This window comes from Spirosoma horti (assembly GCF_054776595.1).
The window spans coordinates 66,423-88,202 of record NZ_BAAHBQ010000010.1 but is presented as its reverse complement, the minus strand read 5'-3'; the positions used below and the strand labels follow the sequence as shown (position 1 = coordinate 88,202).

General features: G+C 47.5%; 26 protein-coding genes. 16 read left to right on the top strand and 10 right to left on the bottom strand.

What is annotated here, in order from left to right; translation table 11 throughout:
* The first annotated feature begins 8 nt into the window (after positions 1-8).
* Together ACYVAM_RS27375 and ACYVAM_RS27370 are read left to right on the top strand one after the other, a co-directional pair.
* Positions 9-1,733, top strand: coding sequence for a toprim domain-containing protein (locus ACYVAM_RS27375; RefSeq protein WP_461073060.1), 1,725 nt, complete (start codon positions 9-11; stop codon positions 1,731-1,733).
* 73 nt (positions 1,734-1,806) lie between these two features.
* Positions 1,807-2,049 (top strand): hypothetical protein, encoded by a 243-nt coding sequence (locus ACYVAM_RS27370; protein WP_461073058.1) that lies wholly within the window; start codon positions 1,807-1,809, stop codon positions 2,047-2,049.
* Between the two features lie 47 nt (positions 2,050-2,096).
* Here the strand turns inward: ACYVAM_RS27370 and ACYVAM_RS27365 are convergent, their stop codons facing one another.
* From ACYVAM_RS27365 to ACYVAM_RS27355, 3 genes are read right to left on the bottom strand one after another with little or no spacing between them, the layout of a single operon-like run.
* Positions 2,097-2,816: a LytR/AlgR family response regulator transcription factor gene (locus tag ACYVAM_RS27365; protein ID WP_461073056.1), complete on the bottom strand. Its 720-nt coding sequence runs from the start codon at positions 2,814-2,816 to the stop codon at positions 2,097-2,099.
* Between the two features lie 19 nt (positions 2,817-2,835).
* Positions 2,836-4,281, bottom strand: coding sequence for a sensor histidine kinase (locus tag ACYVAM_RS27360; RefSeq protein WP_461073054.1), 1,446 nt, complete (start codon positions 4,279-4,281; stop codon positions 2,836-2,838).
* Between the two features lie 14 nt (positions 4,282-4,295).
* Positions 4,296-5,354, bottom strand: coding sequence for a GNAT family N-acetyltransferase (locus tag ACYVAM_RS27355; protein ID WP_461073052.1), 1,059 nt, complete (start codon positions 5,352-5,354; stop codon positions 4,296-4,298).
* A gap of 197 nt (positions 5,355-5,551) precedes the next feature.
* On the opposite strand from ACYVAM_RS27355, the gene ACYVAM_RS27350 reads away from it, so the two are divergent.
* The 10 genes from ACYVAM_RS27350 (at position 5,552) to ACYVAM_RS27305 (ending at position 12,253) form a co-directional block, all read left to right on the top strand.
* On the top strand, positions 5,552-5,857 hold the full coding sequence (locus ACYVAM_RS27350; RefSeq protein WP_461073050.1) for a hypothetical protein: 306 nt from the start codon (positions 5,552-5,554) through the stop codon (positions 5,855-5,857).
* A gap of 185 nt (positions 5,858-6,042) precedes the next feature.
* Positions 6,043-6,243: a hypothetical protein gene (locus ACYVAM_RS27345; protein WP_461073048.1), complete on the top strand. Its 201-nt coding sequence runs from the start codon at positions 6,043-6,045 to the stop codon at positions 6,241-6,243.
* A gap of 67 nt (positions 6,244-6,310) precedes the next feature.
* The gene (locus ACYVAM_RS27340) at positions 6,311-6,622 is read left to right on the top strand and encodes an SH3 beta-barrel fold-containing protein (protein ID WP_461073046.1); all 312 of its coding nucleotides are present in this window, start codon (positions 6,311-6,313) and stop codon (positions 6,620-6,622) included.
* Between the two features lie 79 nt (positions 6,623-6,701).
* Positions 6,702-7,415, top strand: coding sequence for a hypothetical protein (locus ACYVAM_RS27335; protein WP_461073044.1), 714 nt, complete (start codon positions 6,702-6,704; stop codon positions 7,413-7,415).
* Between the two features lie 59 nt (positions 7,416-7,474).
* Complete coding sequence (locus ACYVAM_RS27330) at positions 7,475-8,059, top strand: hypothetical protein (protein WP_461073042.1); 585 nt, start codon at positions 7,475-7,477, stop codon at positions 8,057-8,059.
* A gap of 68 nt (positions 8,060-8,127) precedes the next feature.
* Positions 8,128-9,528, top strand: a complete 1,401-nt coding sequence (locus ACYVAM_RS27325; protein WP_461073040.1) for a DUF4942 domain-containing protein — start codon at positions 8,128-8,130, stop codon at positions 9,526-9,528.
* A 328-nt stretch (positions 9,529-9,856) separates the two neighbouring features.
* Complete coding sequence (locus tag ACYVAM_RS27320; RefSeq protein WP_461073038.1) at positions 9,857-10,207, top strand: DUF3846 domain-containing protein; 351 nt, start codon at positions 9,857-9,859, stop codon at positions 10,205-10,207.
* A gap of 81 nt (positions 10,208-10,288) precedes the next feature.
* Entirely contained in the window at positions 10,289-10,915 is a 627-nt protein-coding gene (locus ACYVAM_RS27315; RefSeq protein WP_461073036.1) for a PD-(D/E)XK nuclease-like domain-containing protein, read from the top strand.
* Positions 10,916-10,927: 12 nt separating this feature from the next.
* On the top strand, positions 10,928-11,266 hold the full coding sequence (locus ACYVAM_RS27310; RefSeq protein WP_461073034.1) for a hypothetical protein: 339 nt from the start codon (positions 10,928-10,930) through the stop codon (positions 11,264-11,266).
* A 579-nt stretch (positions 11,267-11,845) separates the two neighbouring features.
* Positions 11,846-12,253, top strand: coding sequence for a hypothetical protein (locus ACYVAM_RS27305; RefSeq protein ID WP_461073032.1), 408 nt, complete (start codon positions 11,846-11,848; stop codon positions 12,251-12,253).
* Between the two features lie 265 nt (positions 12,254-12,518).
* On the opposite strand, the gene ACYVAM_RS27300 is transcribed toward ACYVAM_RS27305, so the two are convergent.
* Together ACYVAM_RS27300 and ACYVAM_RS27295 are read right to left on the bottom strand one after the other, a co-directional pair.
* On the bottom strand, positions 12,519-13,487 hold the full coding sequence (locus ACYVAM_RS27300; protein WP_461073263.1) for an IS3 family transposase: 969 nt from the start codon (positions 13,485-13,487) through the stop codon (positions 12,519-12,521).
* The gene (locus ACYVAM_RS27295; RefSeq protein WP_461073030.1) at positions 13,442-13,819 is read right to left on the bottom strand and encodes a transposase; all 378 of its coding nucleotides are present in this window, start codon (positions 13,817-13,819) and stop codon (positions 13,442-13,444) included. The genes ACYVAM_RS27300 and ACYVAM_RS27295 overlap by 46 nt, the downstream gene beginning before the upstream one ends.
* Before the next feature lie 178 nt (positions 13,820-13,997).
* Here ACYVAM_RS27295 and ACYVAM_RS27290 point away from each other — a divergent pair, with 178 nt between their 5' ends.
* The 3 genes from ACYVAM_RS27290 to ACYVAM_RS27280 all read left to right on the top strand — a co-directional run bounded on the left by ACYVAM_RS27290 (position 13,998) and on the right by ACYVAM_RS27280 (position 16,919).
* The gene (locus tag ACYVAM_RS27290) at positions 13,998-14,330 is read left to right on the top strand and encodes an arsenosugar biosynthesis-associated peroxidase-like protein (protein ID WP_100994095.1); all 333 of its coding nucleotides are present in this window, start codon (positions 13,998-14,000) and stop codon (positions 14,328-14,330) included.
* Between the two features lie 113 nt (positions 14,331-14,443).
* On the top strand, positions 14,444-15,490 hold the full coding sequence (gene arsS / locus ACYVAM_RS27285) for an arsenosugar biosynthesis radical SAM (seleno)protein ArsS (RefSeq protein WP_100991995.1): 1,047 nt from the start codon (positions 14,444-14,446) through the stop codon (positions 15,488-15,490).
* Between the two features lie 7 nt (positions 15,491-15,497).
* Positions 15,498-16,919: a dihydrolipoyl dehydrogenase family protein gene (locus ACYVAM_RS27280; RefSeq protein WP_100991994.1), complete on the top strand. Its 1,422-nt coding sequence runs from the start codon at positions 15,498-15,500 to the stop codon at positions 16,917-16,919.
* On the opposite strand, the gene ACYVAM_RS27275 is transcribed toward ACYVAM_RS27280, so the two are convergent.
* The 4 genes from ACYVAM_RS27275 to ACYVAM_RS27260 form a co-directional block, all read right to left on the bottom strand.
* On the bottom strand, positions 16,897-17,769 hold the full coding sequence (locus tag ACYVAM_RS27275; RefSeq protein ID WP_461073027.1) for a sterol desaturase family protein: 873 nt from the start codon (positions 17,767-17,769) through the stop codon (positions 16,897-16,899). The genes ACYVAM_RS27280 and ACYVAM_RS27275 overlap by 23 nt on opposite strands.
* 14 nt (positions 17,770-17,783) lie before the next feature.
* A complete protein-coding gene (locus ACYVAM_RS27270) occupies positions 17,784-18,278 on the bottom strand; it encodes a DUF6169 family protein (protein WP_100991992.1) in 495 nt (164 codons plus the stop codon).
* Positions 18,268-18,477: a hypothetical protein gene (locus tag ACYVAM_RS27265; RefSeq protein WP_100991991.1), complete on the bottom strand. Its 210-nt coding sequence runs from the start codon at positions 18,475-18,477 to the stop codon at positions 18,268-18,270. The genes ACYVAM_RS27270 and ACYVAM_RS27265 overlap by 11 nt, the downstream gene beginning before the upstream one ends.
* Before the next feature lie 79 nt (positions 18,478-18,556).
* Entirely contained in the window at positions 18,557-19,324 is a 768-nt protein-coding gene (locus tag ACYVAM_RS27260) for a TIGR04283 family arsenosugar biosynthesis glycosyltransferase (protein WP_100991990.1), read from the bottom strand.
* Positions 19,325-19,411: 87 nt separating this feature from the next.
* Here ACYVAM_RS27260 and ACYVAM_RS27255 point away from each other — a divergent pair, with 87 nt between their 5' ends.
* Positions 19,412-20,986, top strand: coding sequence for a hydroxymethylglutaryl-CoA reductase (locus ACYVAM_RS27255; RefSeq protein ID WP_100991989.1), 1,575 nt, complete (start codon positions 19,412-19,414; stop codon positions 20,984-20,986).
* Positions 20,987-21,042: 56 nt separating this feature from the next.
* On the opposite strand, the gene ACYVAM_RS27250 is transcribed toward ACYVAM_RS27255, so the two are convergent.
* Positions 21,043-21,780 carry an SDR family NAD(P)-dependent oxidoreductase gene (locus ACYVAM_RS27250; RefSeq protein WP_100991988.1) on the bottom strand — a complete coding sequence of 246 codons (738 nt, stop codon included), beginning with the start codon at positions 21,778-21,780 and terminating at the stop codon, positions 21,043-21,045.

The following is a 21,780-nucleotide window of genomic DNA, read 5'->3' as shown; positions in this document are numbered from 1 at the left end:
CACGCAACATGACAAAGTTTGATGAACTCCGGGAACGGTTTCCCAATCTGATTCCGGTTCAGGAACTCCGGGCAAACGTTTCGATCATTGAGTTAGCCCTGCATTATGGCTATGAGCCCCAGGTACACAAAGGCAAGAGCCGACCCGTATTGGAAAATGCGCAGTATAAGGATACGATCATCATCAAAAATCCGCAGGATGCCACCAAGCAGGTATATCAACGCGCAGGCGACTTTACCGATTCGGGTACCATCATTGATTTTATCCGTAACCGGTTAACCACCGTGTTCTCCATGTTCAACCGGCCAGCGGACCATGAATTCAAAAACGTGACCGGTGTACTCTACGATTACCTTCGGGTTGATTCGTCAGAAGTGGCCAGAAACCGACAGACGGCGGTTAAATTAAGTGATGATAAACCGAAGCAGGCCTTTGCCAAAGAGATCTTTGATATTCGACCGCTGGAAGCGAATAATTACCTGACCACTCGCCTGATTGCCCCTCAAACGATCAATAGTCCAGAATTCGTTAACAAAGTTGTTTCCCAGGTCTCCTATTTCGATCCCCAAAAAGGACATTCCGAGAGCTTCCTGACGGTCAAAGAGAATTCAGACCGTAAATACATTACGTTCAGCAACGTGGCTTTCCCTTACTACAATGGCTTGTCGACCGAAGTTACGGGACTGGAATTGCGCAATGAAAAAGTGAAGCTGCACGCACCGGGTAGTGATCGGTATAGCAGTGTATTTATTTCAAATCCACCCCCCAATCCTACTCATTTCTTTATTCTGGAGAGTGGTATCGATGCCCTTTCCCATAAACAGCTTCGAAGCGTTCGGGGGGATGATGCCTTCAATGCCGTTTATTTCTCAACTGGTGGCCAGCTGACGGCTCAGCAGGTTAACACCATCACCCGCTACATTTCTTCGTTTGATAAAGCACCAGACTGGAAAATCAACCTGGCCTTTGACAATGATTCAAAGGGGCACCTGTTTGATCTGCAATTCATTCAGCAGCTTACCGCTACCAAATTTCCATTAACGTCCACCGTTGCCGGTATCAATCGAGTGGGCTATCTATTGCCCGAGCAGGATGCTTACAAACCTATGCGGGAAGCGTTACTGGATCGGATTGAAGAGTATAATAAAAGTGTGCAGGCGCAGTTTTCACCTGAAGCAGATCCACTGGGAAAAAAGGAATTGAATGGGCAGCTCATTACCGTTGGGCACAATCAGGGGCAGATCGTCCTGAATATCCCGGAATCTGTCGGACCCTTATCGGCCGTCAGCAAAAGTCTCCTTGAATTAACCCGGCTTGATCATCGCATTGAAATCAGTAAATCGTTTAGCAAGGATTACAACCTGGAGCTCACCCGGGAAATTAAGCAGGGAGAAAAATTTGGTTTTGTCATCAAGGATGAATCGGGGATGGAACTGTTGAACGGAAATTCGGCTGTTAAAATGGCCCGCTCCTTTAACCAGTTTAAAAACCAGGCTGAATCGGAAGGTTTTACCGGCTCGTTTACCCTTTTTCAACGGAATGATTTTGGCTTTCTCAAACCACTGGCTGAATTGACCCTGGAGAAGGGCATTAGTATTAAGTCAACGCAACATCCAAAGCTCGATGAATTGGTTCAGGCCGAAAAGAAACAGACGAACCAGAACCAGCAAGTCAAAAGTGATGAAGTTCCGGAGAAGTCCACAACGCAAAAATCAGGGTTAAAACCCCGATAGTTGTATGATCAGCCAATCGACAATGATTAGTTTTGTGACGGATCGGTCAGGAAAGTAGGCGGTCACCAATCATATGACGTATGTTATCAATATTGAAGATGGCGGAGGCAAAGAGTTTTACCTGGCACCGGATGGCAAATTAATCAGCTTGGCTTCCAATGATCCGCAAGAACCACAGGAATTTAAGGCTATCAAACTGGCTTTAAAAAAAATGGATCAGTTGCGCCCCAAGTATCCACCGGTCTGCCGGGTTTATGCCGTAGAACGTACTGAATTTAATGACCGTCGGCAACTGCTTCAGAAGCCGCAGTCATAAACCTACCGCCACCGATTATTCGTTGACCCGCTCCTGATCAGGCGGGTTTATTTTTTCTTAATTGGGAAAATAGCCTGCATCAGGGCTTTCCGATAAGCCTCGCCAATGGGAATGAGCCTGGTTTGACTATCTTTCTTAATGCCCAGCTGCTCTTTCTCAATCAGATCAATCCGCTTCTTGGCCACGATGTACGATTTGTGAACCCGTACAAACAGTTTGGGGGGCAGGACCTCTTCTATTTCGCTAATGGGAATGTGTAAATTAATGCGATCGTTAAGCGTGTAAATGGACACATAGTTTCGCTCACTCTCGATCCAAAGTATTTCCGTAAAGTCGATTCGTTGATGTTTACCGTCAATCCGCACAAAGCCATGGTCATCCGAATCAGGCTCTTCGGATGCCGTTTCAGTCAAGGCACGAACCTTGTTAACGGCTTTTAAAAAACGCTCAAAAGGGAAAGGCTTACACAGGAAATCGACCACATCATAATCGTAGCTGGGTAGGGCATATTTAGGATAAGCGGTCGTTAAAATGTAATTCTGTTTGTTGCCCGTTATCTTAATAAACTCCAGGCCATCGATGGCAAAATTGGGCATTTCTATGTCCATAAAAACCAGCTCAACCGGATGATTTTCCAGAAACGTAAGTGCCTCTGTTGGATCGGTAAATGAACCCTCAAGGCTTAGAAAAGGCACCTTAGCGATATAGCCGAGCAGGTGCTCGATTGCCATTTCTTCGTCATCGACGACAATACAGGTAATAGCCATAAAAAGGTGTGATAGGTTATTATGTTTGAATAATTAAGTGGCAACTATACTGGTTCTCATCCTGGTCAACGGTATAGGAATATCGACCCTCATACGTTAAATCCAGTCGTCTGGTAAGGTTAGCCAGGCCAATCTTGTTGGACTCGGGCCGGTTCTTTTGGTTCTTCCGATTGCTGGAGTAAAAACTGATACTGGTTTCGGTCGTCTCGATTCGAATAATGAGGGGATGTTCAGCCTCATTCATTTTCCCATGTTTGAACGCATTCTCGACCAGGTTAATGAAAATAAAGGAAGGAATCATTTTTTCGGATGTCATTCCCTTGACGGTAAAGTCGATGAATAGCTTCGCTTTATAGCGTTCCTGGTGAAGGGCAATAAAATGGTTCATATAGGTTATTTCGCCATCCAGATTGACCAGGTTCAAATCATCCTGCATGCTATAGCGCATGATGGCGGAAAGCTTTAAAATGGCCTCCCCTAATTCGGGCAACGCTTGCGAACTTTTGATGTAAAAATGATACAGGGTATTGTAGAGAAAATGGGGGTTAATCTGGGATTTCAAGGCTCTTAACTCTGCCTGAAGTGTTTGTTCCCGTTGTTGAAGTTTTTGTTCTTCGGCCTGGCTGCGTTCCCGTTCCAAGGCAAGTTCCTGCCTTTTTGAGGTATTGATCGCTTCCTTAATGTCTTCCGTCACGGTCGGTATGACATTAAACACGTCCAGGGTGATACTCATAAAGAAATAGGCCGTAAAAAAGGCAATCAGAATAAAGACAACCCAGGTATTGAAATAGCGCGAAATGGTCGGCGGATTCAGGGAGTGCGCTTTTAATTCCTGCTGACGGGCTAAAGCCCAGGGTTTATGTTGGGTAAGGGCTGTCTCATACCGGGCCGATTCAGTTGGCGTCAAATAGTTAAACCGGTAGGAATAGCTATTCTGAAAAAACGAAACGTAAACCAGGATACCCAGCACAAGTACAAACCAAACGATGGAGGCCTGACGCCCCAGCAGCATGGCCGATAGGACGATGAGCGAATGAGCCAGGGCAAAGTCGGTTAAAATCGCATCACTACTGGGATTACCTACCCCCAGCATATGACAGATGCTCATGATCATGATGGAGATCAGGCTAGCCCAGCGAAGGACGATATCCAACTGTTTGTCATTGGATAGTGATAGTCTTCGATTAAAAACAACAATCGATTGTTTTCCCAGCAGTAGTAGGCCGTTATAAATGAAAGAGGCCAGGTTCGCTAGGCCAACCCCCGCATAGACGTAGCCTAAAATGGGATCAGGGACAAAATGCCCATTGGCCAGTTTTTCCATAACCAGAAAAATGGGCGTCAGTAGTATATAGCTGGCGTTGAGCATCACCAGCAACGTTCGCTGGGTTCGGGCAAAGGGTTTGGTCAGCTTTTGTCGGGAGCTTTCCAATAAGTCCTGGAGGCCAATTTCTTCATTTCTCATCTAGCAAACTGGATTTAGGCATAATCAAAGCAGGAAACATAAACGGGGGCTTTCGACTCAATTACTGGCTCGGAAAGACCAACTGCTTTGACTAAAACATGCGTTTTGACATCCTTTTCAAAACCGCTTAACCGGCCCATAGACGGATGCAATAACAGCCCCACCAGTGGATCTAGTTGATCGATCTCACACATGGCTGAATGAAGGCCATAATGAGCCAAGACACTTTCTAACAAAACGGGCAGGAGTTCGGGCCGATCTTTCTGAAAATAGATTCCCTCCAGTACCGCAAACTCATTGCGAGCCGGATTGAAAAAGCGCCGGGAAGCAGAAATGAGGGGCACCAAATTCATCAATAACCAACCCATGACGCCGGGCATCTGGTAGAAACGCCAGGCAACGGGATTGGCCTGAACGCCGGCCACGATCTGTCCTTGCTCCTTGAGCACAAAATATTGATGCTGGTAGCCGATCTGGGCAAAGGTCTTGAACCGGTAGGATTGGTAAAACTGCCTCAGAAGCGGCTGAAGCTGCTGCAAATCATCGGCTGTTGCGGGGCTAAATCGCTTGTCCTGAACAGGGGAGTAGCGCCGAAAAAAATACGTTTTCAGTGTGGCCACCGATTGAAATCCTTCTTTTTGGGAGATGGCAATAGAGCGAACATTTTTGCCCTCGATAAAGGAATAAAATAGGAAAGGGGAGGGGGTATGCTGCTCGACATAGGCAACGGCCTGTTGTTTCAGTAGCTGACCATATCCCTTTCCGGAATGAGCCTCGTCAACGGCCAGGTAGCGGCCATAAAAACCACTCGTCTGAACCGATCCCAGATCAAGGATACGTTCATCCAGGCAGTACGTTCCAATCAACTGACCAGCCCGCCGTAAATGAAAAAACAGGGGTTTGGCTAAATCGTGGATTTTGGTTTGCTGATTGGTGTGCTGGTAGCGAACGCCCTTTGTCCCATAGATGGTACGCTTCAGCAGGTCAATAGCCGCCGGATCTATTGTCCCGCCAGCCGTCATGATCGATTCCCCATTCCGATAGATCTCTACTTCAGGTTGCGAATTAGGCATATTGGATTCACTCACATTTGAATAATTTCTTCTTGTAGTATAACGATCCAGGACGAAAAAGGTAAACCCTGTTCGTCCACACTTTTGTCCCGTTCGTCCACACTTTTGTCCTGTTTGTCCAAGGTGTTCCAAAAAAGCAACCTCTTAACCTCCTTTCATGCGTTGAGGGAATAACTTAAAACATATTAAGGGAAGTCATGACACAGCCCAATTATGACCCAACAGGTACCGATAAAATGCGTGAGGTGAAGTACGGTAGTGAGATGGAAATTACGTATGTGGTTTACCTGATTGATAGCATTGGCAACGAGTTCTTTATTACCCAAGAAGATGAACAAGTTCGGGTCAATGCCCTTAATGATCAGAAGCCACTAGTCGTTAAAAACCTGTTTCAAATAAGTGCGCAACTCAGCAGACTTCGACAGAAATACGCGTCCAATTGTCGGCTCTTCGCCCTCGAATATGGTGAATTCCTGGAGCGGAAGGACCAATTAAGCGAGTAGCTAAAAGGGTTGGAAAGGGGAAAAAAGAACAGTATTTACTATTGATTTACCCGTGCAAGAAAAAGAAAACAGGGCTTTAACCGGCCCTTTTTTTTGCCTATTATCTTACATAAAAAATAATATTTTTCTTTGTTTTTATGTAAAATGCAGCTATCTTTATACTGTTATTCAAGCACTTAAAGAGTATGATACTGGAAAAAGAAGTACCCTTCGACTTTGATTTCAAATACACCCCCGGCGAACCGCCAACCCGCGATTATCCCGGAGATGGGCCAGAGGTTGAAATCGTGAAAGTTCGGCTTAATGGCGTTGACATTCCGCTCTCAGCCCTTACCGAACAGATGCAACAGGAAATGGTAGAACAGGTTTTGGAAAACTACTACTAACCCCTTAGCCCGACGACCCAGCGGGCTAAGTCTGGGTTTCCTCTATTCCCTTTTACATCTCAATTCCATGAACTCGCTTTCTTCTCCTGTAACCTTAACGATTCGCCAGCAAGCCACCACCTTAGCGTGGCAGCTAGTACGGGCCGCTCGACTACCCTTTAAAACTGCGCAGTCCCAAGCGTGGGCTACTGTCCGGCTCCTGAGTCAGATGCAAACCGGCCCCACCCAATTTAGCTATATCAAAGATGATCGCACCCGGCGCGTAGCTATCGGGGAGCGGCCAGCCCCGGCCACTGATAAGCCTTTAGTCATTCGCTATTTCGACCTTGAAGCGGGGGGCATCCGCTCGTTTCGGGTTGATCGTCTGGTGACTGCTTAATGAATAACCGTAGGCCGGAGCAGTTTAAATCCGGCCATTACTTCACTTTTTACTTTTCAGATACTTTTCATTTACCACTATGGCAAAGCAATCAACGACCGCCAAACCCTCAGCCGAGGAAACCACCAATTCAGGCCAACCAACGCTAAAACCTTACCAGACCATTCGGGAGGCAACCGGGGAAGTAATTAACAAATACAAGTATTTAGAAGGACATCCGCGCCAGTATCGGTTTGATGCCAAAGAGGGCGTTTTTAATATCAATGGTACGGAAAAGCTAGGTCGGACGCTGACCTTTCAGCCAATCGCGTGGCGCATATTCAATGATAATATCCTGAATATGGGTACAAAAAACTGGGCTGAAATCTTCTTTATTGATGAGAAAGATTGTGTTTCCTCAGTTCTGTTTCATGGATACAGCGTCGATAACATTTTTCGTTTGATCGAACCCCTATACTACGATGATCTGACGTTGGCTGATGTGGTTATTACCGCCGTAGCCGAGAAGAAAGAGTATACCAAGAGCCAGCCAAAAGGCACGTATTACATTGCTACGTTCAGTTATAAAATGGCTGATATACAGCGGTCAGCCGGATTAAAGCTGTTTTCTGAGGAGGTGAAGATTTTCCGGCAGGAGACCCTTACAGACATTGCCAATGTCAAAACTTCATTCAATTTCTACAACCCGCTTCTGCAAGGTGAAGCCCTTGAAGAATTGCCCGAAGGCGTAACCTATAGCGAAGTACGCGGAGCGGTCGAAGAAGTCTATCAGATCGGCAACGGGGAAGCTTAATCAATAAACTGGTTCCGGTTGCTGAGGTGATAGCCAGCGACCGGCCAAACCTCACTTTTATGTCTGAAATAATTAAAATGCTCGAAGCTGGACAGCAAATGCCCGAAGCTACCAGTAGTAAATGCCCGGAGCAAACCAGCGTTGGTAAATTACTTCTGAACGCTTGGAGCGCAGAATTAGCCCTACGCATTAAACCAGTCTGTTCCGACCGCGATTTTTTGAATGCGTCCCTTAGCTGGTCTTTTCCCCAAGCCTATTTTGCTGTTCTGTTTTCGGCTCGTGCCGTGCTAGCTATTGACGGCATCCGCATTGCAAATCCCGAAGTAATTGAGAGCTTATTGAGCCGGTGGGCAACATGCGGAAAGTACGGCCCCATTTATACCCAGCAGGGTAACCCATTCGCTGATTTGATTCAGCACCGATTAACAGGCGGTCTTAAGCCTCAACGTTTAAGCGGTCCAGAAGCCGCAGCCATGCACATTAAACTAACGGAGAAAGTACACGCGGTCGGGATTATACACGAGACGTATATACTAAACCGTATGGGTTCTGAAGCGTACAGAAACCTCGTGGATAGTTTACCCGACTACCTTAAAAATGGCTTTGTGGGTGCAAGAGCAACCTTTCTTTTATCTGACGACTAACAGCTACTTACCCCTAACTCACCCCTGACTAATGGGGTAAGTCAGGGATAAGCCAGAACCCTTTTCCTATGAATCCCGACTACTACCCAACACCGGACTTTTTGATTAGCCGAATGATTAGCCCCTATTATAACCGGTTATCAAAAGCCCAGATTTTGGACCCTCAAGCGGGTGGAGGTGCCATTCTTGATTATATAAGCCGTGGCCGAAGTGGACAGAAAAACAATTTGTACGCTATTGAGAAAGACCCCGAACTGACATACACGTTGCAGGGAAAGGATTACAAAGTCATTCATAATGATTTTCTAACCTATTCAGGTGATTACCTGTTCGACCTGATCTTGATGAATCCACCCTTTAGCAATGGGGATGAACATTTATTAAAGGCATGGGACATTCTGATTGAGGGAGATATAACCTGTTTGCTCAACCGGGAAACGCTTCGTAATCCGTGTACGGCCAAACGTCAGCAGTTGGCCCGAATCGTCGAGGATCATGGCACGGTAGAGGAAGTAGGACAGGCTTTTAGCCAGGCCGCCCGGCGTACCATGGTTGACGTGGTTATGGTTCGGCTGCATAAAGATGAAAGCAGCCCCCGGTTTGATTTTTCATTCGATGGGGCCACCGACGAGCAGCACGCGGATTTCAGCGAGGAAACCGTAACTAGTGAGCTGGCCATGTCCGATCTAACCGGGGCCATGCTTCGCCAGTACGAAAAAGCAAAAACGGCCTACGTGAATTATGTCAAAGCAAGGAAGGAAATAGAGTTCTATTCTGGGGGCCTGCTGAATCCTCACGTTGGCATAATTAAGCTGGTAGAGGAAACACTAGATCCAAATCCAAAGATCGCTTACAATCAATTTCTGACACGATTTAAAGCCGATGCCTGGTCTAATATTTTGGGTAAACTCAATATGAGTAAATACCTGACCAATGGCGTAATGACCGACTTTGAAAAATATAAAAAGGCGCAGGGGGCAATGGATCTGACGCGCGAAAACCTGATACAAGTCATCTTTCAAATTCTGTCCAATCGGGAAGGCATCATGCAACGGGCGATTGTGGATGTATTCGACAAATTCACCCAGTACCATAAGGAGAACCGCTGCCATGTTGAAGGCTGGAAAACTAACGAGTCCTGGAAGGTCAATAAGAAGGTGATTCTACCGGGCTATCTGGGGGATATACGTTGGTCTACATTCTACAGCACAAATTACCACCGGTACCGGGAGTTTGCCGACATCGAGAAAGTAATGTGTTATCTAACGGGTACGGATTATGATAAAATAGAATCGCTCGAACGGCTTATTGGCAAGGTGAAAATTGGCGATACCGACGAACATGACAGCCAGTTCTTTCGGTTTCGATGCTTCAAAAAAGGCACGCTGCACCTGCGTTTCAAAGATGAACGGCTTTGGTCTACATTCAACATAAAAGCCTGTCAGGGCAAGAACTGGCTACCGAGTTAACTTGATGAAGTAACGACAACTAGATGAGCGATCCCTAATTACATCACACTAGCTAATTAAGTCGATTCGGCCGATTCACTAACTTAGATAGTTATTTCCGCTAACACAATGAGAGAAGCCAGCCGGAGTCCAGCTGGCTTCTACGGTGTTATTCAAACATAAGAATATTAGACTGAAAGTCTCAAAATTCCCAGATAGCAAAGGTACATGGGGCTCTCGAAAAGAAATGATCATAATAATTCAAATATCTTTTTTACGTTATTACATATAATATTATCTTTTTTAATGTAAATTCCATATCTTTGGTGTACTATCAAACATAAGAATAATGAGACTTATTAAAATTGATCCACAAACACAGACCGTTGAGGCTGTGGAAAGCACCGGGCTACTTGGCGATCTGTACCGGCTCCTGAATTGCCGTCTAATTGATGTCTGCGCGCGCCAGGATAATGGCGATTCCTTAACGGTTGATGATGAGGCACTGGATTTAGAGCCACAGTCAGCCGCATTTTCCTTTAACGGGTCCAACCCGATTCATGGCGTTGCCCTACTGACGGGTACTGACGACGAGGGCGGTACAGTGGAGCCTGTAACGACGGTTGACGAAGCGATTAAGCACCTTACTTGGCTGGGTTCGATCCATACCGAGCCTTTTCTGGTTGTGTTGTCCTTCTAACCGAGTAACTCAATTACTCGCCTGAATAAGTTTACCACGGTTAGATAGTTTCTTCTCCAACATTTATTCCCCTTTCCAATTATGAATTACCGTACAATGCCCCGGTATGCCAACTCGGATTTAGGTGAGTTTCGTAACCAACTGTTCAGTAATAAGGTCGTTAAGCCATCCGGTGCGGCTCAGGTATTTGGAACGCTATACCATTCTCTTTTACTACAATCTCAGACTCCTTCCGACGTAACGCCCAAAATGGATAATCAACTCAAGGCTATGCGGGAAGCAGCCTTGCAGAACAAGTTTTTACGATCTGTGCTTGAAAGGTCTCAGGTCGAGCAGGTACAGCTTTGGGTGGATAAACAGACCGAACTTCCCTGCAAGGCCCAGACTGATATATGGTTAGCAGAAGATGAGTTGATCGTTGATATCAAGACGACCAGTTGTAAAACTTATAGTGAGTTTCTGAAAAGCTGTGAGAATTACAACTATGATCGTCAGGCGGCTTACTATCTGGATGGAACACCGAATGCCAAATGCTTTGTCATCATCGGGGTAACAAAACAAGCTCCTTATGGAGTATTCTACTTTGAAGCATCGGCCTGTCGGGGATGCGTTGAAGGAGGTCGTAAAAAGTATCAGGGCTTACTGCGCGGCATTCAGCGAGAAGGCTTTATTCCTTCCTCTTGGCAACTTAATTCCTCACTCGACTAACTCTTTATAGTTATGTATTTCGCTAAAATCACCAATTCCTATAATGCGAAGAATCGGCTGCAAGACTATCTCAGCAAGCTGCTTAAATCGCTGGAGTGCCTAATGGTTGAGGACCCGGAAGCCTTCAAAAAGTACTTGGAAACGACTGTATATAGAGCCAATCGGAAGTTTCCCCGTTGCCGTCCATTGGTAGCTTATCTGCACACCGCCTATTCCAGTGGCGGCTTTTCTGCCGGGGTGAGCGATCTAATTCAATTTAACCTCTACGAGCAACGTGGCGTGTTTGAGCTTGCGCAAACGCCTGAACCAGTTCATTCTGATGAACTGGTTCAGGCATCTCTATTTCCTTAATCCAGCCCACTATGACTTACGCTATCGAAATACGGTATGAGAAAAGACGGGTTTCTTCTCCCCACGAAATCTATATATCTTTCAATCCGTAATCTATCTTTCGTGCTGTGTGCTTAATTCATCTTCACGGATGACGGAAAATTCGCCAACTACTGACCAGATAGAATCCCTGTTCTGGTCCGTTGAGACCGAACTAGCCAAGCGCTGGGCCTTCCATAACATCCCTCCGGTATTTGCGTGCCGGCCAATCATACACTTACGGGTCATTGTTAAATCATGGTGGCAACTTTATCATGAATCACGATGCGCGCGTCTCGGGATAAACCGTTGTATCTGGGACCGTAATCAGGCAAATCCGGTTATACCGCTGGATACTTCTACGCTAGTGGCCAGTTTGGAAGAAATCTGGCGGCTCATATACCTAGAAGATCTTTCCGGATTTCGTCCCCTCTCCAAAGCAGAGGAGGCTAGTATGTGCTTATTAGCCCTATTGGTTAAGTTTTATTCAACCCCTGATCATGAAAAATGGAGGCATGTTTTGTAAATTTTGTAATATTGGCCCCACCAATAGTACATTATATGCCATTTGGAGCCGCTGAAGAGCAGATTATTGATGCTGCCAAGAACTATAGTACCGTCCTGCACAAAGCCAGTGAGCTAGTCACCCAGGCTCCTGATGAGCTACTTTCGGGCTCTCCAGCAACGATCTATTTAAAGAAACTTGGACATCGACCACTTACTTCAGAGGATTTAACGAACGTTATCAACGCGCTGGGAAGCGCGGACGATAAGCAAATTGTGCTCGACTTTCAACAGGCTCAGTTGGAGCTATCCCAGCGCCTTCAGCAGACAAAAAATATTGGCTTAGTCCTCAAGCAGGCCAACATACCCTATCAACAGGCGTATGCCCGCTTTAGTCGAAGTGACCTCTGGAAACCTGATCAGATGATTCAGATAATAGAGGTACTTCGGCGCTTGCAGCTCTGAAACTTAAGCTTTAAATTAAAGGGAGGTTTTCGTGAACGATTTTTGGTGACATTTGAAATAAAGGCAAATCATTGGTTAACAATGGATTACAAGTTTAATAAATAAAATTTAGTTGCCTTTTAATGGACGAAAAGGGCTATGTCCCGTCCGGAAAAGTGTTGACCGTTGTCTGATCCTGAAAATAAGTTGTCAGTTTTTGAGTCAAAAAGTATGGGTTAACCTTAATACTGATATAGCGTTGTCAAAGTAGATAAATCGGATGGACTTACCCAAATTGGCCTTGGTCCCGGACAACCTTGGACCGTTTATACACCTTTGGCTTCCAGTGCTTTTTGAGCGGTTGCTCGCTCTTATGAGCCATCACTGGAGTCATGTATCCACAACTCATGTGGGGCCGAAGATGGTTATAATTGTAGATACTTTTTTCAACCGCCTTCTCAGCCTCCTCAAAAGTAACGAACACTCGGTTCAGCCGGAAATCCGTCTTTAGAATTCCATTCACCCGTTCAGCAATGGCGTTTTCATAAGGGTCGCCTTGCTGAGTCATGCTAATCAAAATATTGGCCCCTTTCAACTTGCGAACGTAGTCAAAACTACAGTATTGGCTGCCTCGATCAGAATGATGGATCAGTTCGTCTTCCCTTTCCAAATTGGTTGATAGAGCCATATCCAGGGCCTTAAGACTGCCTTCCGCCGTCAAGAATGGATGCAAACAGTAACCCACAATCAGCTTTGAATAAGCGTCCGTTATTAATGATAGGTAGCCAAAGCCCAACCCGATATACAAGTAAGTTATATCACTAACCCAAACCTGCTTGGGAGCGTTTATAACCCTATCAATAAGCAGATTAGGATATCTCTGTAAGCGATGATTGGAATCAGTTGTCTGGGGTACCTGTCGACCCTGACGGATAACCATAGCATGATTGTATAAAATCTTGTGCAACTTGTCACGACCTAGTTTGATGCCACTTTTAGCTAATGGTTCTGCCAACAAAAGATGTAATTTCCGAGTGCCCAGCCCAGGCACGTCTCGTCTGAGGGCCGTCACCAGGTCCAGTACTAACATCGCATGGCTCACCGATCGCTGAGCACGTTGTTTTCTAGCATGAAATGCTTGTCGGCTCACACCAAACAGTCGACAAAGGCTTCCGACGCTCACCTTTGCTATCTCGTTTTCACGAAGGTTTAGGACCGTTTGGTGCCAGACTTTTTTCTGATTGGCACGTTTAATTCTTTTTCAGCGGTCTCAATCATGGTGTTGAGCGCTAGGATCAGCAAATTGGCTTGCTGTAAAGTCTGTTCCAACTCCTCATTACGCTGTTTTAAGGCGGCCATGCCGCGCTTTTGGGCTTGCTTCATGGCGGGTAAAGTTAGCAGGCCCGTCTTCATCTTCTGGCGATAGAGTTGCACCCAGCTACGAATCGTGTATCCACTGTGAATTCCTAGATCATCCATCACTTGGCTTACTTCCTCACCGCCAAAGAGGATTCGAAAAACGGCGGTCTCTCGGAGTTGTTCGCTGTACTGAAAGCGACTCAGCAGGTCGCGAATGTGGTCTTGCATGGTTGTCGATTTTGGGTGAAAATCTGACAACCTATTTCAGGGTAAGACACAATCACTACGGCAATTGTATGTTTACAAAATCAAGCTTACTACCTGGTTGGGATTCGTGCTTTTTAAGCGAAAACTAACCAGGTATTTCTGAGTTCTATGTATGCTTAATAAAGACGAACCAAATCCTATGCAAACCTATTACAATCCCGAAGACCTTAAAAAATTTGGCAATATCGGAGAGTTTCAGAAAGAAATGGCCGATAAGTTTTTCGCCTACTACGGCTCTGTATTTGCCGAAGGAGCATTGACGGCTCGCGAGAAATCGCTGATTGCGCTGGCGGTGGCGCATACCGTCCAATGTCCGTATTGCATAGATGCCTATACGACTGATACGCTTGAAAAAGGCTGCTCGGAAGCTGAAATGATGGAGGCTGTTCACGTAGCGGCTGCGATTCGGGGTGGTTCGTCGCTGGTCCACGGCGTTCAGATGATGAACAAGGCCAAAGAAATATCCATGTAATCAATGAGTGAATGAGCGAAAGAGTGATATGCAGATACGTATTTCACTCTTTCGCTCTTTCGCTCATTCACTCTTTCACTCTTTCACTCTTTCACTCTTTCACTCTTTACTACGTGAAATCCCTTAAAGCCAGCGGACACCCCTTAGCCAACTCTGCCGTTCAGTTGCAATCATTGCAGAGCGAAGTTGCTGATACGTTAAAACTGCCGCCGTTTCATCAGAAACTGGCAGAAGCCGGACTGTTTCCATTACAACCGCTCGAACCGGCTGTTTTTCAGGTCAATGTGGGGAAGATGTGTAATCAGGTCTGTAAACATTGCCACGTCGATGCCGGCCCCGACCGTCAGGAAATTATGACCCGTGAAACGATGCAGCAGTGCCTCGATGCGCTGGCCAAAACGACTATCCCAACGGTCGATCTGACCGGTGGTGCGCCCGAAATGAATCCGGATTTTCGTTGGTTCGTCGAGGAAATCCGTAAGCTGGGACGAAAGGTCATGGTGCGTTGTAATCTGACCATTATTGTCGCCAATCCTAAATACCACGATTTGCCTGAGTTTTTTCGAGAACATCAGGTCGAAGTAGTAAGCTCGCTGCCCTTTTATAATGCCGACAAAACCGACCGGCAGCGGGGCAAAGGCGTTTTTGATAGTTCCATTCGGGCGTTGCGGATGCTCAATGCTGTTGGATACGGGCAACCTGATTCAGGTCTGTTGCTCAATCTGGTGTATAATCCCAACGGGGCTTTTTTGCCCGGTTCGCAGGAGAGCCTGAAACGCCAGTTCAAGCGGGTGCTACTGGATGAGTTCGGCATTGTTTTTAACGATCTCTACGCCATTACCAATATTCCTATCAGTCGCTACCTCGATTACCTGATTTCGTCGGGCAATTATGATAACTACATGGAGAAGCTGGTTAATAGCTTTAACCCGACAGCAGCTGCGGGCGTAATGTGCCGAAACACGCTTTCCATTAGCTGGGACGGGTTTATTTATGATTGTGACTTCAACCAGATGCTGGATTTAAAAGTCGCCAGCCCGGTGCAGCACGTTCGGAATTTCGATGAGCCTGTATTGAACCAACGTGCCGTGGTTGTTAACAAGCACTGTTACGGTTGCACGGCGGGAGCGGGATCAAGTTGTGGGGGCACAACTGCCTGAAAAACCTATGAAACGATATGATTTACTAGTCATTGGTACCGGTTCGGGTGGTCTTAGCATTGGCCTGACCATGCACGAACTGGGTTTCAGAGTGCTGTTCATTGAAAAGGATGCCCAGAACATTGGGGGCGAATGCCTGAATACGGGCTGCGTACCCAGCAAGGCACTCATTCACGTTTCCCGGCTGATCCATCAGGCGAAAACGGCCCAGGAATTTGGGCTGACAACTACCGGCAAACTAGATTTCGAGCGCGTTAAGCAGTACATTCAGGAGCGAATTGCGCTGATCCGAAAGCATGAAAATGCGGATTTCTTTCGCAAGCAGGGCGTCGACGTAGTGATCGGTACAGCCCGCTTTACAGGAAAAGATCGTGTGGAAGCGGCTGGTGAGACCTTCACGGCCAGGCGGATTGTCATTGCCACCGGTTCGCAGCCTGTTCAACTTCAGGTTCCGGGCGTTGAACAGGTCGTCTTGCATGATAATCAGACAATTTTTTCGATGGATACCTTGCCAAATCGGCTGCTGGTCGTTGGGGGAGGACCGGTTGCCATTGAACTGGGTCAGGCGTTTCATCGGCTTGGGTCGCAGGTTACTGTCGTTCAGTCGGGTGAGCAGATTCTGGATAACGAGTCGCCGGAGGTGTCTACGCTGTTACTGGATCGACTGACCAGCGAGGGTATCGACGTTAGGCTACAAACGAAGCTTATCGCGTTTGAATCGGCTACCAGTGCCATCCTGGAAGATACAGCTGGCCTAAAAAGTCAACTTGCCTTCGATGCGGTGCTGGTCGCCATTGGCCGTCAGGTCAACGTAGATGCCTTACAACCCGAAGCCGCCAGCATCGAGACTGAATCCGGCAAGCTAAAGCTGAATGATTACCTGCAAACGACCAACTCTCGGGTCTATGCTATCGGCGACGTAACGGGCCAGCTTTACTTTTCGCACACCCCCGAAATGCAGGCACCTATTCTTATCAATAACTTCCTGTCGCCCTTCAAGCAGAAAGTTTCCTACACCCACTTCTCCTGGGTAACCTTCACCGACCCCGAAGTGGCCACCTTTGGCCTTTCGGAAGTACAACTTACCCAGAAGGGCATCGCTTATGAAAAGATTGTCTATGACTTTGCCGAAGACGACCGGGCCGTTATCGACAATTATGACTACGGCAAACAATGGCTTTATCTGGCTAAGGGGAATAAGCTGTTCGGGAAACGTAAAGTCCTGGGCGGCAGTATCGTAGCACCTCAGGCGGGCGAAATGATTCAGGATTTGATACTAGCCAATACGTTCGGGTTAGGGGCAGGAGCTATTCAGAAGAAAATATATCCGTATCCGGTGGCGTCGCGCGTCAGTAAGTCAGCCTTGTTAGAGCAGTTAAAAGGCAATATTCCAACCTGGGCGAAGGCTATTCTTCGGTGGCTGTATTGATGTTTGTTTGCCTAACGGGTACTGTGCCGTTGGGCAGTTTCCAGTCCCGCTGTTTGCCAAATGGCATACGAAATAAGTGCCCCAGATTCAGTTCGTTTTCATCCCGATAGGCCGGTACGCCCAGCGTAACATCTTCCTGAGCAATGTCCATCCGATGGGTTTTGTGAAGTCGGTCCCAGACGGAAAAAAGCGTTCCCCAATTTGAATTGAATTCATCACGGACAATGGAATGGTGAATGCCGTGCATGCGCGGAGTTACGAAAAGTGTATTCAGGAGACGCTCCACCCTGGCGGGCAATCGCCAATTGGCATGATGAAACTGGGCCGCCGTATCAAAAAACACTTCGTATACAATGGCCGACCAAAAACTAATACCCAACACCCCAACGAGTGCGACTCGAAAGAGCACGCTCAACAGTAATTCGCCAAAATGGAATCGAACGGCTGTCGAAACATCCATGTCCAGATCGGTATGGTGTACATTGTGAAAACGCCAGAGCAGCGGCACCTTGTGCGTGGCATAATGCCACCAGTAATAGGCATAATCGAAGGCCAGAAACCCTAGTATACCGCCCACCCAGCCCCTAATGCCCGTATGGGGAAGCAACCAGTTCAGTAAACCCACCTGATGGTCATGCGCCCAATGGGCAGCCAGCAGCGGAATCGGCAATAAAACCAGCCGAAACGTAACAAACGCCGGTAAGGCAAAGCCAATGTTTCGGACTAACCGGCGCAGGAGTTTAACATGTAGCCGACGTAATGGACGACGCCACTGCATAATCAGCAAGAGAACGAAAAAAAGGATTAGTAACGGTGAGCCAACGGAATCAAAGAAGGGGATTTTTGACATAACGTATCGGCAATTTATTTGTCGCTGTTATACCCACTTATTATGGCGATAAATTCTCCGATGATCTGCGCTTTGTAGGGGTTTTGTTCTTTTAGGATTAGCGCTACGGGGTATTTTTCTCCGTCAATGTTACGGATGATGTCATCATATTTGACGAAGTCATCCTTGACAAAAAAGTAAAACCAGTAGTTGAATTTTCGTTGCCGGGTCAGTTGCCGACCATCGGATGAATCGCAGATATAAATCGTAATTAACGCATCATTTTGCTCATAAAACTCAGTAAAAATTGCCGCCACTGTATATGAAGTGCGCTCATCAAAGATTGGCTCTAAATCGGTTGGGTTATCGGCGACAAGGATCGAAAATTCATACACATAGGAGGCAAACGGGCTAGCTTCATCAAACAGATAAGGTGTGGGTATGAACTTTACTTCATAGACGATTCTATTGATGGTTTGAAAAACGTAGCTGTTTTCTGAGCCACCCATAAAATCAAATTCATAATTCATTCTTTTCCGGGATTGTAATGCCTTTGGCCGCGTTTCGTTCGCGTAATTTTTTTAGAATATCCTGGTATTCAGGGGTTCTGACTCTGGCTTGCGTTTCTTCTTCTGATAGCTTCTTGCGCTCCTTCCAGCGGTCAATCAACTTCGATACGTTGGCCTGACGTTCTTGTGGCGTTAGGTTCGGCTGATGAATAAGCTTCATATTTTCTACGATTTGTAAGGTACTCAAAGTTAGTGTTTTCTATTCATTTTCCCGATTGGGCTCATGTAGAGTTGTTTTTCTATCGAATATCCTCGTACAACTGTTTCAGTTTCTCGGCCGAGTAGCCAACACCCCACAAAACACCTACGTACAGAAATAAGGCGTTTGCCCGCCAGAAGCCCCATTTGACCAATCGCCTGTCCGACGATTCGACTACACGGTTCACTTGCCGGATTCGTCCAAATTGAACGATACGAAGAAGCATATCGGCTTCTTCCATGATGGGTAAATCGTCGGAATAGCCTCCACAATCGAGAAACTGCTGCCGTCTGCAAAAAATAACCTGATCGCCAAAAAGCAATCGCGCACCCTTGAAAAAGAATAGATAGGGCCGAAAAAAGAGCGGGGCGTAGTAGGTTTTGATGAAGTTATGAAACGAAGTAATCCAGCGGGTTCGCAGGGGGCCGCGCATCAGGGAAATAAAGCCACCGGCCGCTATGGTGGATTGCGACAGGGTTTCGCGGATGACCAGAAGTGCATCGTCGGGCAGGGACGTATCGGCATGCAGAAAACACAGGTACTCGCTGGTAGCCACCTGAACACCCAGATTCATTTGGTAAGACCGGCGGGCAAGCGGGCTTTGTATCAGACGGATAGGTGGATAATCTGCCAGCGCTGTTTGCTGCTGGATCTGCTGTTGAATGATCGAAATCGTCTGATCGGTACTGCCTCCATCGACTACAATCAGCTCGTCTGGCATGGGGTACAACTGCCGAAGCTGCCGGAACGTACGGGCCAGCGTTCGTTCCTCATTGACTGTCGGAATAATGATGGAGATGCTTGTCACGAGTGATTTACCGAATAACTGTTTTGCCGATCAGAGAGTTTACCTTGTGCCTGACTTGAAACAGGACCCTGGCCCCAGAAGACAACTATGTTTCGCTTTATACCCAATGTGCTGTTAAAGCAGCTATATACCCGCAGTAGCCTACGAAATACACCGACTGGTTTTACCTTTTCGCTGAAAAATCGGCTGGCCGATGCCCAGTTTACGGGTCTGACGCAGGTTCGTATTGACGGAGAAGCCTACCCAGTCGATGCCTTTACCCTGGAACTGGATGGGCAGGAAGCCATCAGGGTTAGTGCTATATCCACCAAAAATCCACTCAAATTCCCTCTTCGCCGGAAGGTAACGGTTCAGGCAACTGCTGCACCGTTGATAACTGGTCGTCATACCATTGAGTTGATTTTACAGTCGCAGCCATTTGGTAGGTTAACGATTATGATTGAGGATGAGTTACAGGTGGATCAGGCTCAACATCAAGGCGCAGGAGTGCAAAAAAACGCCACTATCCCGCGCCATCCGGTCGATGATATGTCGCCGGAAATTATCCGGGAACGACAGGATTTTCTTCGCCAGTATACCCAAACGTTACCCAACTACCTCACCACTGTTCCCTTTGATCCGGCGCTTGTCCGGGGCAATTGCGAGCAATTCGTTGGCGTTGCTCAGGTGCCTATCGGTTTGGTAGGCCCCCTGCGCATTAACGGCGAACACGCTCAGGGCGATTTTTTAATTCCGTTGGCCACGACTGAGGGTACATTGGTGGCTTCCTACAATCGGGGCATAAAACTACTCAACCAATGCGGTGGCGTTACCTGTACGGTGCTGGACGAGGGTATGCAACGGGCGCCGGTCTTTGTGATGCATGATGCCCGAGCCGCCCGTGATCTGTCTCGCTGGGTAGCCGACCATGAGCCGGAACTACGTTCAGAAGCGGAATCTACGTCGCGTTTCGCCAGGCTACGTTACATTACGCCCTATCAGGCGGGACGGATGCTCTTTCTGCGGTTTGGCTACACAACAGGCGATGCCGCAGGCCAGAATATGGTCAGTAAAGCAACGCTGGCGGCTTGTAATTACCTGCTGCAACAGGTAGCGGGTGTTGAGCATTTTTACCTGGAATCCAATATGGCCACCGATAAGAAACCCTCGTTTGTGAACACCCTTCAAACGCGGGGCAAGCGCGTAACGGCCGAGGTAACTATTCCCAAAGATTTGCTACTCCGTGAATTGCAAGTTGAACCAGAACAACTCGACCGGCACGCCCGTATCGGGAACGTCGGTGCGTTTATGGCCGGAACCAATAATAACGGCCTTCATTCGGTCAATGGTCTGGCGGCTTTATTCATTGCCACGGGTCAGGATGTTGCCTGCCTGGCAGAATCCTCGGCGGCCATTACGACGTCAGAGCTATTGCCCAACGGCGATTTATACGGCTCCATTACGTTGCCTTCCCTCATTGTCGGAACCGTTGGCGGGGGTACGGGTCTGCCGACCCAGCAGGAATGCCTGAATATACTGGGATGTTCGGGTACAGGTCAGGTGTATAAATTCGCTGAAATTGTAGCGGGTGTCGTGGCGGCTGGTGAACTGTCGCTGGCCGCAGCTATTTCCTCACTGGACTGGGTATCGAGCCATGAATCGGCCCGGCAGTCGAAAAGTTAGACATGGCTGGAAGGAGTCACACTAATGCTCGGCAGCGAAAGTAATGGGGCTTGCCCTCACAGCCGATCAAGCCGCCCACCATCTACACGAACTTCAGCTCCCTGCACAAATGCGGCATCGTCCGATGCCAGATATGCAATTGTAGCCGCTACGTCCTCTGGTTTGCCGACGTCTGCCCGGTCAATTTTTTCCACTCCTGATTTTACATTTGGATTGCTCCACAACATTGGCGTGTCAATGGCACCGGGCAGAACCGCATTGATCCGCAGACCTTTGGGTTTTCCTTCCAGCGCTGAGGAACGCGTCAGCGAGAGTACCGCAGCTTTAGCCGCTGCGTAGGGAGCCACCAGGGGTTCTGTTTCAATAGCATGAATACTGGCCACATTCACAACCGTGCCGCCGGGCTTCATATGCAGGAATGCCTGTTTGGTGAAGTAAAACGCACCCAGCAAATCGACATTCAGGATGCGCAGCCAGTCCTCACCGGTCAATTCTTCCAGCGCCTTGAATTGCATAAGTCCGGCATTGTTGACAATCACATCCAGTCTGCCAAAACGCGTCAGCGCTCCCTGTACGGTAGCTTCTACCTGGGCTTCAATGGCGACGTTGCAAACACTACCCCAAACATCGGGCGCACCGGCTGCTTTTACGTCGGGCAACGCTTTATTGAGGTTGTCTTCGTTTAGATCGGCCAACACCAACCGGGCTCCCTCCGAAGCCAGCCGTTTGGCGATTGCCAGACCAATACCGCTGGCACCGCCCGTAACAATCGCTACTTTATCCTGAAATCTCAT

Bases quoted from the DNA above. Each gene is read 5' to 3' on its own strand.
- ACYVAM_RS27360 (WP_461073054.1), bottom strand. From the start codon at position 4,281: ATGAGAAATGAAGAAATTGGCCTCCAGGACTTATTGGAAAGCTCCCGA.
- ACYVAM_RS27255 (WP_100991989.1), top strand. From the start codon at position 19,412: ATGTTTCGCTTTATACCCAATGTGCTGTTAAAGCAGCTATATACCCGC.
- ACYVAM_RS27270 (WP_100991992.1), bottom strand. From the start codon at position 18,278: ATGAATTATGAATTTGATTTTATGGGTGGCTCAGAAAACAGCTACGTT.
- ACYVAM_RS27295 (WP_461073030.1), bottom strand. From the start codon at position 13,819: ATGCAAGACCACATTCGCGACCTGCTGAGTCGCTTTCAGTACAGCGAA.
- ACYVAM_RS27345 (WP_461073048.1), top strand. From the start codon at position 6,043: ATGATACTGGAAAAAGAAGTACCCTTCGACTTTGATTTCAAATACACC.
- ACYVAM_RS27320 (WP_461073038.1), top strand. From the start codon at position 9,857: ATGAGACTTATTAAAATTGATCCACAAACACAGACCGTTGAGGCTGTG.
- ACYVAM_RS27310 (WP_461073034.1), top strand. From the start codon at position 10,928: ATGTATTTCGCTAAAATCACCAATTCCTATAATGCGAAGAATCGGCTG.
- ACYVAM_RS27365 (WP_461073056.1), bottom strand. From the start codon at position 2,816: ATGGCTATTACCTGTATTGTCGTCGATGACGAAGAAATGGCAATCGAG.
- ACYVAM_RS27325 (WP_461073040.1), top strand. From the start codon at position 8,128: ATGAATCCCGACTACTACCCAACACCGGACTTTTTGATTAGCCGAATG.
- ACYVAM_RS27335 (WP_461073044.1), top strand. From the start codon at position 6,702: ATGGCAAAGCAATCAACGACCGCCAAACCCTCAGCCGAGGAAACCACC.
- ACYVAM_RS27275 (WP_461073027.1), bottom strand. From the start codon at position 17,769: ATGTCAAAAATCCCCTTCTTTGATTCCGTTGGCTCACCGTTACTAATC.
- ACYVAM_RS27355 (WP_461073052.1), bottom strand. From the start codon at position 5,354: ATGCCTAATTCGCAACCTGAAGTAGAGATCTATCGGAATGGGGAATCG.
- ACYVAM_RS27280 (WP_100991994.1), top strand. From the start codon at position 15,498: ATGAAACGATATGATTTACTAGTCATTGGTACCGGTTCGGGTGGTCTT.
- ACYVAM_RS27265 (WP_100991991.1), bottom strand. From the start codon at position 18,477: ATGAAGCTTATTCATCAGCCGAACCTAACGCCACAAGAACGTCAGGCC.
- ACYVAM_RS27315 (WP_461073036.1), top strand. From the start codon at position 10,289: ATGAATTACCGTACAATGCCCCGGTATGCCAACTCGGATTTAGGTGAG.
- ACYVAM_RS27330 (WP_461073042.1), top strand. From the start codon at position 7,475: ATGTCTGAAATAATTAAAATGCTCGAAGCTGGACAGCAAATGCCCGAA.
- ACYVAM_RS27350 (WP_461073050.1), top strand. From the start codon at position 5,552: ATGACACAGCCCAATTATGACCCAACAGGTACCGATAAAATGCGTGAG.
- ACYVAM_RS27290 (WP_100994095.1), top strand. From the start codon at position 13,998: ATGCAAACCTATTACAATCCCGAAGACCTTAAAAAATTTGGCAATATC.
- ACYVAM_RS27305 (WP_461073032.1), top strand. From the start codon at position 11,846: ATGCCATTTGGAGCCGCTGAAGAGCAGATTATTGATGCTGCCAAGAAC.
- ACYVAM_RS27370 (WP_461073058.1), top strand. From the start codon at position 1,807: ATGACGTATGTTATCAATATTGAAGATGGCGGAGGCAAAGAGTTTTAC.
- ACYVAM_RS27250 (WP_100991988.1), bottom strand. From the start codon at position 21,780: ATGAGATTTCAGGATAAAGTAGCGATTGTTACGGGCGGTGCCAGCGGT.
- ACYVAM_RS27340 (WP_461073046.1), top strand. From the start codon at position 6,311: ATGAACTCGCTTTCTTCTCCTGTAACCTTAACGATTCGCCAGCAAGCC.
- ACYVAM_RS27375 (WP_461073060.1), top strand. From the start codon at position 9: ATGACAAAGTTTGATGAACTCCGGGAACGGTTTCCCAATCTGATTCCG.